This is a genomic window from Duganella radicis, assembly GCF_009720825.1.
GTDB classification, from domain to species: domain Bacteria; phylum Pseudomonadota; class Gammaproteobacteria; order Burkholderiales; family Burkholderiaceae_D; genus Rugamonas; species Rugamonas radicis.
In genome coordinates, this window is record NZ_WNKY01000021.1 from 83,523 (window position 1) to 97,816 (window position 14,294).

Genomic DNA, 14,294 nt, shown 5'->3' on the forward strand with positions numbered 1-14,294 from the left:
GAGCGCGCCATGCTCAGTATCGAACAACTGCTGCAACCGGTCAGCGCGGAGCAGCGCTGCGGCGAGGATCTCTCGTTCAGCAACGAGATCGACGACATCGACCAGGCGCGCCAGCATGACGATCCCACGCTCGATCAAGGCGAATGGCAGACGGCGTTGAAGGAAGCCGACTGGCAGTTCGTCGCCAATCGCTGCGCGCAGCTGATCGCCACCCGCAGCAAGGATTTGCGCTTGGCCGCCTGGCTGGCCGAAGCCCTCGCCAAGACACAAGGCCTGCGCGGCCTCGGCGAGGGTTTCGCGCTGCTGGCGGGATTGTGCGAAAAGTACTGGACCGATTTGTATCCCCTGGTCGATGACGGCGACTATGAACGGCGCATCGGCAACCTGTTCTGGCTGCTCGCGCGCACGCCCGCGCTGGTGCGGGAATGCCCCTCGCCGGCGTTGGCCGATGCTGAATCCTGTCTCGCCGGGCTGATTCAATTGGAGCGCGTGGTAGATACGCAACTGGGCGCTGACGGCCCCGGTTTCGCGGCTGCCAGGGATGCCTTGCAATCGGTGATCCGCAAGCTCGCGCCGGCGAGGCAGTTTGCCGTGCTGGCCGACAGTGGTCAGGCCACTATTGGTAGCGTTGATGTAGCGCCGGGCGGTGCCCTGCAAAATCGCGCGCAGGCCTTGCAGCAACTGCGTGCAATCGCGGATTTCTTCCACCGTACCGAGCCGCATAGCCCGGTCGCCTACCTCGCTGAGCGGGCGGCCAACTGGGGCGACATGCCGTTGCATGTCTGGCTGCGCGCCGTTATCAAGGATCAGGCCGCCATCGCCGGCCTGGAGGATTTGCTCGGGGCAACTGCCGGGCCGGAGTGATTGCTGCGCCGCAGCGTAAAAAGTTTCTTTTGAAATTATAGATTGTGAACAAATAGTGCTAGCATGAACTGGACAATCCAGACTTTTAGCCAGGGAGTTAGTCATGCACAATCTCAAGATCGGTACCCGCCTCGGCTTTGGTTTCTCGCTTATTTTGTTACTGCTGGTGGCGATGACGGTCATTGGCATCCTGCGCCTGAGCAGCGCTAGCGCGATGACTGATGTCATGATCAACGAAAAAATCCGCGAAGAGCGCCTGATCGCGGAGTGGAGCAAGATCGTTGAGGTGAACGCCGCGCGCACCACTGGCGCATTCATGGTGCACGACCCGGCCGACCAGAAAAAGCTGGAGGCGCTGATGGCCGAATCGTCCGGTCGCGCCACCCAGATCCAGGACCAGATCGGCGCCGAGGTCGACGAGGAAGAACTCAAGCCGCTGTTCAAGCAGGTGCTGGATACGCGCAAGACCTACACCGATTTCCGCAAAGCCGTCTTCACGGCGAAGAACGCCGGCGATCTGGAAACCGCCAACAAAATCTACGAAGGCGACATGACCCAGAGCCGCATCCGCTATCTGGGCGCGCTGAAGAACTTCGCCGACAAGCAGGCTGTTTTGCTGGACGCAACCGCCGCCAACATTCAGCAGCAGTACAAGAGTGGCCGCAACTTGTTGATCCTGTTGGGCGTGGCCGCGATCGTGCTGGGCGTGGTGGCCGCATGGTGGATCACGCACACCATCACGCGCCCGATCAATGAAGCGGTGAAGGTGGCGGAGACGGTGTCCTCGGGCGACCTGACCAGCGATATCCAGATCCACAGCAGCGACGAAACCGGCCAGTTGATGAACGCCTTGAAAACCATGAACACCAATCTGGTGAACATCGTCAGTCAGGTACGCAACGGCACCGACCTGATGGCAACGGCATCCACCGAGATCGCTGTGGGCAATCAGGATCTGTCGTCGCGCACCGAGGAGCAAGCCAGCTCGCTGGAGGAAACCGCGTCGTCGATGGAGCAATTGACGTCCACTGTGCGCTTCAATGCGGAGAATGCGCGCCAAGCCAACGAGCTGGCGATCAGCGCATCGGAAATCGCCAGCCGTGGCGGTTCGGTGGTGGGCGAGGTGGTGAACACCATGGGATCGATCAACGATTCTTCGCGCAAGATCGTGGACATTATTTCGGTCATCGACGGTATCGCCTTCCAGACTAACATCCTGGCGCTGAATGCGGCGGTGGAGGCGGCGCGTGCCGGCGAGCAGGGACGCGGCTTCGCCGTGGTGGCGTCCGAGGTGCGGGTGCTGGCACAGCGTTCGGCCGCCGCCGCCAAGGACATCAAGGGCTTGATCGACGATTCCGTACAGAAGGTGCAGCAGGGTTCCGAGCTGGTGGACAAGGCCGGCCACACCATGGAGGAAATCGTCCAGAGCATCAGCCGCGTCACGCAGATCATGACGCAGATCAGCCATGCCAGCGAGGAGCAGAGCATCGGCATCGCACAGGTGAACGATGCGATCACGCAGATGGATCAGGTGACGCAGCAGAATGCCGCGCTGGTGGAGGAGGCGGCTGCGGCGGCGGAATCGATGCAGGAGCAGTCGGCCAAGCTGGCGGACGTGGTCAGCGTGTTCAAGCTGGACGCCGCGAATGCGCCGCCAGCCCTGCCGCGTGCCGCGGCGCCGGCGCGCGCCAAGGCGCTGCCACGCCGCATGCCGGCGGTGGCCGCGCCCAAGCCGGCGGCGCCTGCCGCGCCGCGCAAGGCCGTCGCCACCGCCAACGAATCGGGCGACTGGGAAGAGTTCTAAGTACAATGGCGGTCTATGAATACCGCCAAGCTATCCACGCGGCGCGCAGTGTGCGCCGCGTGTCTCCGTCCACAGCAGACCTGCATATGCCGTTGGGTGACTGCGCTGCCTAATCAGGTGGAAGTCCTGATACTTCAACATCCCATGGAAGTCAGCAATGCCAAGGGCAGCGCGCGTCTGCTGCATTTGAGCTTGTCCAATAGCCGGCTGGAAGTGGGCGAGACGTTCGAGCCGCGGCATCTGCAAGCGCTGCTCTCGCCGGAGCGGCGCAACGTGCTGCTGTACCCGGATACGGAAGATGCATCGCGCGGCCTGGCGCGGCCGCCGTCCTTCGATGCCGCCTGGCTCGACGGGCCGCTACGGCTGGTGGTGCTGGACGGGACCTGGCGCAAGAGCCGCAAGATGCTGTATCTGAATCCGCTGCTGCAAACCTTGCCGCGCCTTCCACTGCGCGATACGCCGCCGTCGCATTACCTGATCCGCAAGGCACACTTGCCGGACCAGCTGTCCACGCTGGAAGCCACGGTGTACGCGCTGGCGCAGCTGGAAAACGATATAAACAAATTCAATCCGCTGATCGACGCCTTTGACGGCTTTGTCGCGCAGCAGGCGAATTACGTTACGAAATCAGTTTGAGACCCGGCGGCAGGGCGTCGCCCAGCATGCGTTTTTCGTCGGCCTGGTCGAGCTGTACCACCTCGCGCACCATGGCGCTCCAGTTGGCCGGCGCGCCGACGGCGTTCAGGCGGCGCAGCACTTCGGCGCGCAGGGCTTCGTTGATGTCGCGCGAGCGGTCGCCGGTCATGCGGGCGAGATGCGAGGCCGCGAAGCCGGCCGGTTCCACCTTCTTCCAATCCAGTCCCAGTACCGCGTCCAGCCATTGTTCGACGGTGGCGGTGTCCACCACATCATGCGCGCTGCCATGGAAGGGCTGGCGCGCACCGACGCGGCTCAATCCCCACAGGAAGCGGCCTTGCGTGGCTTCGGCCTTGGCCAGATTGGCGGCGCCGTTACGGGTTTTGTCGGCGGCGGCTTTGCCTGCGGCCTTGGTGGCTTTATGCAGCTGCTCCAGCATCCAGGCGCCGATTTCGGCCTTGTAGTTGCCGGGGATGCGTTCCAGCGATGCGCCTAAACGCAACATGTCTTCCTCGCTGCCGTTGACCAGCGTGACGGGGCGGCGGCCGCGTTCAGCGGCATCGGCTTGCACGTTGAAGGCGAAATCGTCCAGCACGCGCAATTGCGCTGCCACGCTCAAGCCGCCGGAGACGCGGCGCCACAGCGTCCACCATTCGGCGCAGACCTGGCTATCCTTGTGGTTTTGGACGCCGGTTTCGAACATGGCCCATAGGTGTTCGATGCGCCATTCATCCAGCGTGTGGCCGAAGCCAGGACGCAGGCAGTAGCCGCTCAGGTTAAGCCATGCGCGTTCGTGTTCGGACGAGCGGCGGCGGCCTTTGGCGCGTTCCATCAGGGTGTCGAACAGGCGGCGCAGCACAGGCGTGGTCCAGCTCTCGCGGCTGCCCAGCAGGTGTTCGAGCTGGGTGCGCAGTTGCTTCACTTCCTTGATGTCGACTTGTTGCGCGCGGCTGCCGAAGATGCGGTCGATTTTTTCGATGGCGGCGGCGAGGCCGGCCGGCATTGGCGCTTCGTCGATGGCTTCGGCTTCGGGCGTGGTGTCGCCGCGTAGCTGGAATTCGAGCAGCCAGCGTTGCTGGCCTTCCTTGGCAACGCAGTGGACTTCCAGCGTGCCGACTTCGCTCAGTGTAGCGGCCAGTTGGACGGGGATTTCCTTGCGCGCGTCGGCGGCGCTGCTGTCGCGCAGGACGGTGGCGATCGGCGGCAGCTGGATGTACTCGTCCGGCTGGAGCTCGACCACGTCGCCGGCTCGTGGGGCGTCGGCGGTGGCGGAGGTCAGGTGGAAGCGTACTGGCCGGCCAAGGCGGAGGGCGAAGGTGCGGTCGGCCAGCAGCAGTTCTTTGTTCTCGGCGGCGCCGCGCGGCAGGATGCAGATGGCGCGGCGTGGCTTGTCGGCTGGCCCGCTGTCGTCCAGCAGCAGGAAGTAGCTGCGCGCGGAGCCGCCGCCGATCACTGGCGCTTGTCCCGATTGACCGAGCGCGTAGGCGACGCCGCCGCGTGCCACGGCGACGTCGGGGTTGTCGTTGTGCAGGACGCGCAGCGCCTGTTGGCGCCAGCCTGCCAGCGTGGCCTCCAGGCGGCGCGCCAGTGCGTCGGCGCGGAATACACCGCCGTTGAGCAGCAGCGTATCCGGGATTGGGATGATGGTGCTGTCGGCGGGCAGGCCGAGAGCTTCACGCGCGGCGGCGGCGTGCTGGCGCAGGAAGCCGGCCAGATGGCGTGTGATAGCGGCATCGCTGGCGTAGGGGAGGCCGAATTCGATGATCGCGCCGCGCGCGCGTTTCGCCGGCTCTTGCGTTTCGTTGAACGGGAAGAAGCCGTCTACGACGAGGGCCGTGACCTCGTCGCGCGTCAGGTCAGCGGAGCGCGAGCCGCCGATCAGGCGTGAGCCGGAGCCCAGCAGCGTGACGGTGGTGCGCTCCGGCGCATCGGCCGCCAGCAGCAACTCCTTCGCCGCACGGCAGCGCTCCGCCAACTGCGAAAGCCGCGCCGCCGACAGGCGCGCCGGCTCGCCACCGGCCATGCGCGATTCGACCAAGTGAGCGAGGGCGAGGTCCATGTTGTCGCCGCCGAGGATCAGGTGGTTGCCGACGCCGATGCGGCTGATGGCCGGCGCACCATCGACGGCATCGACTTTCATCAGGCTGAAGTCGGTGGTGCCGCCGCCGACGTCGCACACCAACACCAGCCGCGTATCGGCCAACTGCTCGCCCAGGACATCGCGCTGGCGATATAGCCAATCATAAAACGCCGCCTGCGGTTCCTCCAACAATCGCAACGAAGGCAATCCCGCCATGCGCGCCGCTTCCAGGGTCAGCGCACGCGCGCCCTCATCGAACGACGCGGGAATGGTCAGTACTATTTGCTGCTTTTCCAGCGGATGCGCCGCAAAGCGCACATTCCATGCATGACGCAAATGCGCCAGATACGAAGCACTGGCCGCCACCGGTGACACCTTGGCCACGTCCGCCTCCGCACCCCAGGGCAGAATCGGCGCCATGCGATCCACCTGCGGATGCGAAAGCCAGCTCTTGGCGCTGGCCACCAGCCGGCCCGGCACCTGCCCTCCGAGCTTGCGCGCCAGACGGCCGACGACCACTTGCCGCACGCCGGCGACATCCTCCGCCCGCCAGGGCAACTGAAGATCGCCGTCCGCCACCTCGCCATCCGCCGGGTGATAGCGCAAGGATGGCAGCAACGCCGCCGCACCAATCTCGCCGGGCGCCGTCAGCTGATCGATATCGAACAGCCGAATCTCGGCGCTGCCGGCTTCCGCATAGGCCATTACCGTATTGGTGGTGCCAAGATCGATGCTGACGACGTATTTACTCATGCGCTGCGAACGTCAAACTCCACCTTCCAGCGCTGGCCGTCATTGGCTACAGCGGCCAGTTCCAGCGTACCGGATTCCGTCGCCATGGCATGCAAGCGCACCTGCACCACATCGCCGGCCTGGCGGCCTTCCGGCGACAGATTGGCCTGAATCTCGTTCATCTCGATCAGCTCATCCGGGCCCCAGAAGTCCAGCAGATCGCCAATCTGGTCCTGGCGGCGCACGGAAGAACCAAAGAAGCGGAACTGCACCGGCTCACCAACCACCAGGCCAAACTCCTGGTTCGGCAACTCGATCTCGCTGCCTTCCTCCATGCCGAACGGCGCCACGCAGAGCGCCTGAATCGGCGGCTCCATGCCCGGAATCGCCGGCATGGCCGACTCGATCGCCACGTAGTACGAACGCGCCGTACCGCCACGAATGCGCACGCCGCTGCCGCGACGCACGTAGCTGTAATAAGCCGCACCGCGTGCCACCGCCAGATCCAGATCGGCGCCGCTCAGCATGCGCGCAGGTTCCGCGCCTTCGAGATACAACCAGTCGTTGATGGTGCCCATGATGCGCTGCGCCAGCAGGTCCGACTTGAACACGCCGCCGTTGAACAGCACCGCGGTCGGATGCAAGAACGTCGCGTCGGCACCTTGTTTGCCGGCGTAGCCTTCCAGCTCCGCCGTCGCGCCAACCTGACGTGCGAGGAACGCGGCCAGATGGCGCGTGATGCCGGCGTCCTGCGCGTACGGCAGGCCAAGCTGCGTCAGGCCCGCGCGCGCGCGCACGGCTGGACGCGCCGATGCTTCCACTTGCGGGAAGAAGCCGTCGAGAATGAAGGTCGACACTTCTTCGCGCGTCAGCTCAGTGCGAATCGAACCGCCGATCAGCTTCGAGCCACGGCTCGGCACCACGATAGGCCATGTCGCCACGGTTTCATCGGCCAGCAGCTTTTCCTTGGCGGTGCGGCAGCCGTAGGTCAGCGCGCGCATCTGCCATGCGTCCAGCTGCGTGCCGTTGGCGGCCAGCTTGCGCGCCACCAGATGCGCCAGCGCCAGATCCATATTGTCGCCGCCGAGCAGAATGTGATCGCCCACCGCGATGCGATGCGGTTCCAGCACGCCATCGCGTTCCAGCACGGCGATCAGCGAAAAGTCGCTGGTGCCGCCGCCCACGTCGACCACCAGGATAATGTCGCCCGGTTTAACTTCCTTGCGCCAGCGGCCTTCGCTGCCCTGAATCCAGCTATACAAAGCGGCCTGCGGTTCTTCCAGCAGCGTGAGGTTGGTGTAGCCGGCGGCGCGGGCCGCATCGGCGGTCAGTTCGCGCGCGCCCGGATCGAAGGATGCGGGAATCGTCACCGTCACCGCCTGCTCCCCGAACGGCGCGTCAGGGTGTGCCTGCTCCCATGCCTTGCGCAGGTGGGTCAGGTAGCGGGTCGACGCGTCCAGCGGCGATACGCGCGAGACTTCTTCCGGCGCGTCGCTGGGCAGCAGTGCCGAACGGCGGTCCACACCCGGATGGCTCAACCAGCTCTTGGCGCTGGAGACCAGGCGAATCGGCGTGGTGGCGCCACGGCTGCGCGCCATCTCGCCGGCCACGCCGGTCAGTTCTTCCGCGCTTTGCTGCCACGGCAGATTGTTCTCGCCCGGCGCCAGTTCTTCGGCATGCGGCAGATACAGGAAGGACGGCAGCAACGGCAGTTCTTCCACCGTGCCCGGTGCGGTCAGCTGTGGGATGGCCAGCACGCCGTGCTGGGTTTTCTCGCCGTCGCTGGCTTGCAGGTTCACATACGACAGCGCGCTGTGCGTGGTGCCAAGGTCGATGCCGATGGCGTAACGAGGATCGCTCACAGTTCCACCTCCGCCGGCGCCAGGATGGAGGCGTCGTGCGCTTCCGCCAGTTTCGGCAGGCGCACCTCGGCCGAACGCCAGCCGCGATGGCTCAGCGTGCCCTTGAACGGCGCCTTGCCGACCACGTTGCCGGTCAGGCGCACGGCGGCGGCGTCAAAGCCCTCCGGCAGTTCGATGCGGCTGCCTTCGGCCTCGCTGCGCACCGGCTGGATGGTGAAGTGTTCTTTCAGCACTTTGGCGCAGCCTTCGTGCACCACGCGCGCGGCGGCGCCGATATCGGCGTCGGAGTAGGCCGACAGATTTTCCTGCGTGAAGTCGATCAGGCGCGCTTCGCGCTGGAACAGCGACAGCAGTTGCAGGGCGGCGTCTGGCGTGGCGACGCGTAACGTCACCGGCGCAGGGGCCGGAGCGGGCGCAGGGGCCGGCGCCACCGGCGCGGCTGCCGGTTGTGGTGCGTCGTCGATGCGGGTCAGGCGGGCCGCATATTCAGCGTCGGACAGGGCGCGGAAGAAGGCGCCGATCGCGATCGAAATCCGGCTGAAGAAAGACGGCAAAGGTTGGCTCGAATTGGTCATGTATTTACTCACTGTGTAAGGTTGCCGAACGCAGCGCCGGACGCGCGTTGCGGCGAAGCCCGGCATGATACTTGATATTTCCCTTGATATGGCGGTTTGGAGCGCCTAGAATACTGTATGTATATACAGTATTTGGATCCAGCCATGTCCCACGATGAAAACAATCAAGAGCAGGTAATGCTGCCGCCGCCATCGCTCAAGGCGCAAAAAGGGCGTGGGGCGGTGTCGAACTTGCAGGGCCGTTACGAACTCAACGCGCGTGAAGCCTATGACGACGGCTGGGAGCGCGAGGAGGAGGAAACGCGGCCGGTCAAAACACAGGTAACGGAGGAGATATGCAAGTCCATCCTCAGTCGCAATGCTTCGCCGGATTTACCCTTCAGTGTATCGCTGAATCCCTATCGCGGCTGCGAGCACGGTTGTATTTATTGTTTTGCACGGCCTACACACAGTTATCTGGGGCTGTCGCCGGGGATGGAATTCGAGAGCAAGATTTTCGCCAAGATCAATGCGCCGGAAATGCTGCGCAAGGAACTGGCCCGGCCCGGCTACGAACCGCAATCGATCGCGCTGGGCGTGAATACGGACGCCTACCAGCCCTGCGAGCGCCAGCTCAGGCTGACCCGCCGCGTGCTGGAAGTGCTGCACGAATGCCAGCACCCGGTGGGCCTGATCACCAAGTCCTCGCTGATCGAGCGCGACATCGACCTGCTGGCGCCGATGGCGGCCAAACAGCAGGCCGGCGTGGCCATCACCCTGACCACGCTGGACCCGGCCATCGCCCGCACGCTGGAACCACGCGCGGCGGCACCGGCACGCCGCCTGCGCACCATCCGCACGCTGACCGAGGCTGGCATCCCGGTGGCGGTCAGCATCGCCCCCATTATTCCGTTCATCACCGAGCCGGATATCGAACGGATACTGGAGGCGGTCAAGGAAGCCGGCGCGGTGAGCGCGCACTACACCGTGTTGCGGTTGCCGTGGGAAGTGGCGCCGCTGTTCAAGGAATGGCTGCAAGCGCACTTCCCGGAGCGGGCGCAGCGGGTGATGAACCGCGTGCGCGAAATGCGCGGCGGCAAAGACTACGACAGCAATTTCGCCACCCGCATGAAAGGCGAGGGCGTGTGGGCGGAGCTGATACGCCAGCGCGTGAAAATCGCCAGCGAGCGTCTGGGGCTGACGGGACATGGCAGCCGCTTTCACCGCATGGACGCGTCGCAGTTCGTGCGGCCGGTGGTGGCGCCGGCGCGCGCCAGGGCGGCGGCCGAGGCGGGGCAGATGGATTTATTTTAGCGCGGCCAGATGGCGCTCGATGTCGAACACATGCTGGTCGTGGCGGCCCAGCTCGCGCAGCGCGGTGGCGAGGTGGTTGAGGTAGTCGCTGTTTGGCCCGCTTGGTCCGGACGACCGGGCGATGTGGGCGGCAATCTCCTGTTCGGAGGCGGCGCCGAGGAAGGCGGTGTTGTCCGGCGTGGCGATGTAGACCAGGCCTTCGATTTCATCGCCGTCTTCAAAGGCGATGGACGTGGCCAGCCGCAGATAGCCGTTCTTTTCGCGATGGTCGAGATGGGCGAACACCTCCGGCGTGATCAGGTAGGCCATGCCGTGGCAGACCGCGCCGGCCTCTTCGATGAGGGTGACCACGCGCCCCGGCGCTTCCGGCGTGCCGCGATGGTCGTGCGAGCCCTGCCAGAAGCGCCGCGTCCAGCCGCGGATGCTGGCCGGCCGGCGTTGCAGGTAGGGGAAGTCCGCCTTGTAGATCAAGGAGCCGTAGCCAAACAGCCAAACGCTGTGATGGCCGTCAAACTTGTCCATCTGTTGATTGATGGCGATGGTGTTCGCAGTCATGATGATGCATTATAAAACAGCGTTAGCGCTATCAGGCGGCGTGTCGGAAATCCAGTGCTGCTGGCAGGTCGTCCATGCCGGTGATGACCTTCACGCGCTCGATGCCGAGGAACGCAAAGGCGGCCTTGAGCTGGGTTTGGTGATAGTTCATCAACTGGTCGGCGGCGGCCACTTTCAGGGCGCCGCAGCCGGCCGTCACCAGCAGCAGGCGCACCTCGCGGCGCGTGTTGTCGGCACTGGGCAGTTCCAGCAGCCGGTCCAGCCACGCTTTCAGCGTCGATGGCACGGAAAAATTATGCATGGGCGCGCCCAGCACGATGATGTCGGCTTCGTGGAACTCCTGCATCAGCGAGGCGCTTTGCAGTGCTTCGGCGCGCAACTCGGCATGCATGGGAATGTCGGCATCCCAGCGCTGGCTGATGACTTGCAGCAGCGGCCCGCTGGCGTGGGACAGGGGCGATGCCGCGAGGTCGCGGTAGAGGACAGTTGCGTGCGGATAGGCGGCCGTCAGCGCGGTCATGGCGGCCGAGGTCACCTGGCGCGAGCTGGAGTGGTCGCCGAGGGCGCAGGAGTCGATGTGCAAAATGTTCATCAATGAAGGATACACAATATGAAAGCGCTTCCACAATGAATTTTTGGCAAAAATGTTTTCTTATTTGAAATAATTTGTAAGCGAGTTGATTCAGTTGGCTGTCAGCGGCAAATTCCACTCGTGGACGCCGACGAATTCATGCATAAATGACATGAAGCTCTCAGCCGCCGGGGAAAGCGCGCGCACGCTGCGGGTGTAGACAAAGAAACGCCGGCTCAGCGCGGGCGCTTCCAGCGAACGCATTTTCAGGCCGTACAGTTGCACCATTTTTTCGGCGTAGGGCAGGCAGACGGTAATGCCCTGGCCGGCATGCACCATGGCCAGGGCGGTGGTCATGAAGGCAACCTCGTTGTACGGGCTGAGCGATAGGGCGCGGAAGGATACATGGACATCGCGCAGCAGGCGCTCGGTGAACTGGCCTTGCAGCGAAATGAACGGGTAGCGGTTGACGTCGCTCCAGGTGATGCGTTTGCGCCGGTCCAGCTCGTGGCCGGGCGGGTAGACCACCACGAACGGCATCTCGAACAGCGGCTGGGCTTCGATCTCGGCGGTGGCGTCGCGCTCGGGACCGATGCCGAAGTCGGCCTCGCCGCTGAACACCCGCGCCGACACCTGTTCCAGCGGGCAGTCGGTCAGCCGCACCTGCACCTCGGGATGGCGCGCGCGGTAGGCGGCGATCGCTTCCGGCAGCATGGTGCAGGAGAGCATTTGCGGCGCCGCCACCCGCACCGAGCCTTGCTTGAGCGCCTTGCGGCTGGCGATGTCGCCCATGGCGCGGTCGAGGTCTTGCAGCATTTTGTCGAACAAGGGATACAGTTCGCGTCCCAGTTCGGAAAGCTGGGTCTTGCGCGTGGTACGCTCAACCACGCGCACGCCCAGTATCTGCTCCAGTTCCTTGATCTGGCCGCTGAGGGCCGATTGCGTCAGGTTCAGGTGGGCGGCGGCCAGCGTGAAGCTGCCGGTCTTGGCCAGCGCCACCAGGGCTCGCATTTGGCGCAGGCTGGGATTCATGGGGAAATCTGATAAATAAGAAGAAAAATATGATTTGTATGATATCTGAAACTATCATCTAATGCCGGCATCTAATTGGAGACATGATGAAGCTTGCCACCCTCAAAGACGGTAGCCGTGACGGCCGCCTGGTTGTCGTCAGCCGCGACCTCAAGCATTACCAGCATGTGCCGAAAATCTCGGCCACCATGCAGCACGCGCTGGACAACTGGGACTTGGTCGCGCCGCGCCTGGAAGAAATCTATGCCGCGCTGAACAAGGGCGACAGTGCCGACGCCAGGCCTTTCGATCAACAGTACTGCCACTCGCCGCTGCCGCGCGCCTATCAGTGGGCGGATGGTTCGGCCTATATCAACCACGTCGAGCTGGTGCGCAAGGCGCGCAACGCCGAAGTGCCGGCTTCGTTCTACACCGACCCGCTGATGTACCAGGGCGGTTCCGACAGTTTCGTCGGCCCGCGCGACGCCATCTACGTGCTGAGCGAAGACTGGGGCATCGACCTGGAAGCCGAGGTGGCGGTCATCACCGGCGACCTGACGATGGGCGCCACGCCGGAGCAGGCGGCCAGGGCCATCCGCCTGGTCATGCTGGTCAACGACGTTTCGCTGCGCAACCTGATCCCGAACGAATTGGCCAAGGGCTTCGGCTTCTTCCAGTCCAAGCCGGCCAGCGCCTTCTCGCCGGTGGCGGTCACGCCGGAAGAGCTGGGCGCCGACTGGGCCGACAACAAGCTGCACCTGCCGTTGCTGGTGCAGTTGAACCAGCAACCGTTCGGCAAGCCGAATGCCGGCGAAGACATGACCTTCAACTTCGCCCAGTTGGTGGCGCACGCGGCCGCGACGCGCGAGCTGGGCGCCGGCACCATCATCGGCTCCGGCACCGTGTCCAACAAGCAGGGCAGCCTGCACGGTTCCAGCATTGCCAACGGTGGCGTCGGCTACTGCTGCCTGGCCGAAGTGCGCATGTACGAGACCATCGAAACCGGCAAGCCGCAAACGCCTTTCCTCAAGTTCGACGACAGCGTGCGCATCGAGATGAACGACAAGGACGGCAACAGCATCTTCGGCGCCATCGACCAGATCGTCACCCACTACAAGGAGCGCCACTGATGAAGCTCTACACCTACTTCCGCAGCTCCGCCGCCTACCGCGTGCGGATCGCGCTCAATCTGAAAGGTATCGTCTACGACGCCGTGCCGGTGCATCTGCTGCGCAATGGCGGCGAGCAGCTGGGCGACGCTTACCGCGCCGTCAACCCGTCGTTGCTGGTGCCGGCGCTGGAAGATGACGGCAATGTGATCGGCCAGTCGCTGGCCATCATCGAATACCTGGAAGAGACGCATCCGCAAACACCGCTGCTGCCACAAGATCCGGCCGGCCGCGCCCGCGTGCGCGCGCTGGCGCTGAGCATCGCGGCGGACGCGCATCCGATTGGCAACCTGCGCGTGTTGAAATATCTGACCGGCCAGATCGGCGTGTCGGAAGAGGTGAAGCTGGGCTGGCAGCAACATTGGCTGCGCAGCGGGCTGGCAACGCTGGAGGCTCTGCTGGCGAACGACCCGCGCACCGGCCGCTACAGCCACGGCGACACGCCGACTCTGGCCGATTGCTGCCTGGTGCCGCAAGTGTTCAACGCCCAGCGCTTCAATGTGGACATGGCGGCCTATCCGACCGTGATGCGCATCCACGCCGCCTGCGGCAAGCTGCCGGCATTCCAGCAAGCCCACCCAGCGCAGCAGCCGGACGCGGAGTAAGCCCGTCATTCCGGCCGTAGAACGCATGCGATAACACAGCTCGCGAGTCCTACGGATTCCGGCCTGCGCCCACTGGTGTCCGGAATAATTTTGTTGACATAGTCTCAAAAGAGTGAAGGCTGAAGGTGCGCGATGGTTGCCCTGTCCTGTCGTCGTCGCCGATAGGCGGACATTTCAGTCTCAACGCGCTGGAATAAGGTGGCTCGCACAACGCATAAGCATTCCCACATGCTTTGCTTTGACGAGCTTTGCTGGCGATGCAGCTCGACGAGTAAGTAGCTAATGAGGGCGGTCAGTACTTGGATACGGACGGCGTTTTCGCTGCGCCCCAGGAAACGCTTGATCTTCAGGTGCTGCTTGAGCCATTTGAAAAACAGTTCGATCCCCCAGCGCTCCTTGTAGCGCTGGGCAATTTCGAGTGCCGTGCTTTGCAAATCGTTGGTGGCAAAGACGAGCGGCGCAGCGCCAGGGCGCGCCACGGTGACTCGCCGCAGTTGTTTGTCGTAGTGATTGCGCCGCCGGCCGCCGGGTGTCTTG

13 protein-coding genes are annotated in these 14,294 nt (G+C 64.1%); 6 read left to right on the forward strand and 7 right to left on the reverse strand.

Annotated elements, in window-relative coordinates; all coding sequences use genetic code 11:
• The first annotated feature begins 9 nt into the window (after window positions 1-9).
• The 3 genes from tssA to GM676_RS18790 all read left to right on the forward strand — a co-directional run bounded on the left by tssA (window position 10) and on the right by GM676_RS18790 (window position 3,304).
• Complete coding sequence (tssA, locus tag GM676_RS18780) at window positions 10-864, forward strand: type VI secretion system protein TssA (RefSeq protein WP_155465383.1); 855 nt, start codon at window positions 10-12, stop codon at window positions 862-864.
• Window positions 865-967: 103 nt separating this feature from the next.
• The gene (locus GM676_RS18785) at window positions 968-2,668 is read left to right on the forward strand and encodes a methyl-accepting chemotaxis protein (protein WP_155465384.1); all 1,701 of its coding nucleotides are present in this window, start codon (window positions 968-970) and stop codon (window positions 2,666-2,668) included.
• Between the two features lie 15 nt (window positions 2,669-2,683).
• Window positions 2,684-3,304, forward strand: a complete 621-nt coding sequence (locus GM676_RS18790) for a tRNA-uridine aminocarboxypropyltransferase (RefSeq protein ID WP_155465385.1) — start codon at window positions 2,684-2,686, stop codon at window positions 3,302-3,304.
• On the opposite strand, the gene GM676_RS18795 is transcribed toward GM676_RS18790, so the two are convergent.
• The 3 genes from GM676_RS18795 to GM676_RS18805 are packed head-to-tail and all read right to left on the reverse strand — an operon-like array spanning window position 3,288 to window position 8,553.
• The gene (locus GM676_RS18795) at window positions 3,288-6,137 is read right to left on the reverse strand and encodes an Hsp70 family protein (protein ID WP_155465386.1); all 2,850 of its coding nucleotides are present in this window, start codon (window positions 6,135-6,137) and stop codon (window positions 3,288-3,290) included. The genes GM676_RS18790 and GM676_RS18795 overlap by 17 nt on opposite strands.
• Complete coding sequence (locus GM676_RS18800) at window positions 6,134-7,978, reverse strand: Hsp70 family protein (RefSeq protein ID WP_371866288.1); 1,845 nt, start codon at window positions 7,976-7,978, stop codon at window positions 6,134-6,136. The genes GM676_RS18795 and GM676_RS18800 overlap by 4 nt, the downstream gene beginning before the upstream one ends.
• Window positions 7,975-8,553 carry a DUF2760 domain-containing protein gene (locus GM676_RS18805; RefSeq protein ID WP_155465387.1) on the reverse strand — a complete coding sequence of 193 codons (579 nt, stop codon included), beginning with the start codon at window positions 8,551-8,553 and terminating at the stop codon, window positions 7,975-7,977. Before GM676_RS18805 ends, GM676_RS18800 begins: the two co-directional genes overlap by 4 nt.
• 144 nt (window positions 8,554-8,697) lie before the next feature.
• Between GM676_RS18805 and GM676_RS18810 the strand changes: the two genes are divergently transcribed.
• On the forward strand, window positions 8,698-9,846 hold the full coding sequence (locus GM676_RS18810; RefSeq protein ID WP_155465388.1) for a PA0069 family radical SAM protein: 1,149 nt from the start codon (window positions 8,698-8,700) through the stop codon (window positions 9,844-9,846).
• On the opposite strand, the gene GM676_RS18815 is transcribed toward GM676_RS18810, so the two are convergent.
• The 3 genes from GM676_RS18815 to GM676_RS18825 all read right to left on the reverse strand — a co-directional run bounded on the left by GM676_RS18815 (window position 9,838) and on the right by GM676_RS18825 (window position 12,004).
• Complete coding sequence (locus GM676_RS18815) at window positions 9,838-10,401, reverse strand: gamma-glutamylcyclotransferase (protein WP_155465389.1); 564 nt, start codon at window positions 10,399-10,401, stop codon at window positions 9,838-9,840. The two genes, GM676_RS18810 and GM676_RS18815, sit on opposite strands and share 9 nt — an antisense overlap.
• Before the next feature lie 31 nt (window positions 10,402-10,432).
• Window positions 10,433-10,993 (reverse strand): NAD(P)H-dependent oxidoreductase, encoded by a 561-nt coding sequence (locus tag GM676_RS18820; protein WP_155465390.1) that lies wholly within the window; start codon window positions 10,991-10,993, stop codon window positions 10,433-10,435.
• Window positions 10,994-11,083: 90 nt separating this feature from the next.
• Window positions 11,084-12,004 (reverse strand): LysR family transcriptional regulator, encoded by a 921-nt coding sequence (locus tag GM676_RS18825; protein WP_155465391.1) that lies wholly within the window; start codon window positions 12,002-12,004, stop codon window positions 11,084-11,086.
• Between the two features lie 86 nt (window positions 12,005-12,090).
• On the opposite strand from GM676_RS18825, the gene GM676_RS18830 reads away from it, so the two are divergent.
• Window positions 12,091-13,113 (forward strand): fumarylacetoacetate hydrolase family protein, encoded by a 1,023-nt coding sequence (locus GM676_RS18830; RefSeq protein WP_155465399.1) that lies wholly within the window; start codon window positions 12,091-12,093, stop codon window positions 13,111-13,113.
• The gene (gene maiA, locus GM676_RS18835; protein ID WP_155465392.1) at window positions 13,113-13,757 is read left to right on the forward strand and encodes a maleylacetoacetate isomerase; all 645 of its coding nucleotides are present in this window, start codon (window positions 13,113-13,115) and stop codon (window positions 13,755-13,757) included. Before GM676_RS18830 ends, maiA begins: the two co-directional genes overlap by 1 nt.
• Window positions 13,758-13,861: 104 nt before the next feature.
• On the opposite strand, the gene GM676_RS32985 is transcribed toward maiA, so the two are convergent.
• Window positions 13,862-14,294, reverse strand: a 433-nt coding sequence (locus GM676_RS32985) for a transposase (RefSeq protein ID WP_155465393.1), incomplete at its 5' end; no start/stop codon positions are given.

Bases quoted from the DNA above. Each gene is read 5' to 3' on its own strand.
- tssA (WP_155465383.1), top strand. From the start codon at position 10: ATGCTCAGTATCGAACAACTGCTGCAACCGGTCAGCGCGGAGCAGCGC.
- GM676_RS18785 (WP_155465384.1), top strand. From the start codon at position 968: ATGCACAATCTCAAGATCGGTACCCGCCTCGGCTTTGGTTTCTCGCTT.
- GM676_RS18790 (WP_155465385.1), top strand. From the start codon at position 2,684: ATGAATACCGCCAAGCTATCCACGCGGCGCGCAGTGTGCGCCGCGTGT.
- GM676_RS18795 (WP_155465386.1), bottom strand. From the start codon at position 6,137: ATGAGTAAATACGTCGTCAGCATCGATCTTGGCACCACCAATACGGTA.
- GM676_RS18805 (WP_155465387.1), bottom strand. From the start codon at position 8,553: ATGACCAATTCGAGCCAACCTTTGCCGTCTTTCTTCAGCCGGATTTCG.
- GM676_RS18810 (WP_155465388.1), top strand. From the start codon at position 8,698: ATGTCCCACGATGAAAACAATCAAGAGCAGGTAATGCTGCCGCCGCCA.
- GM676_RS18815 (WP_155465389.1), bottom strand. From the start codon at position 10,401: ATGACTGCGAACACCATCGCCATCAATCAACAGATGGACAAGTTTGAC.
- GM676_RS18820 (WP_155465390.1), bottom strand. From the start codon at position 10,993: ATGAACATTTTGCACATCGACTCCTGCGCCCTCGGCGACCACTCCAGC.
- GM676_RS18825 (WP_155465391.1), bottom strand. From the start codon at position 12,004: ATGAATCCCAGCCTGCGCCAAATGCGAGCCCTGGTGGCGCTGGCCAAG.
- GM676_RS18830 (WP_155465399.1), top strand. From the start codon at position 12,091: ATGAAGCTTGCCACCCTCAAAGACGGTAGCCGTGACGGCCGCCTGGTT.
- maiA (WP_155465392.1), top strand. From the start codon at position 13,113: ATGAAGCTCTACACCTACTTCCGCAGCTCCGCCGCCTACCGCGTGCGG.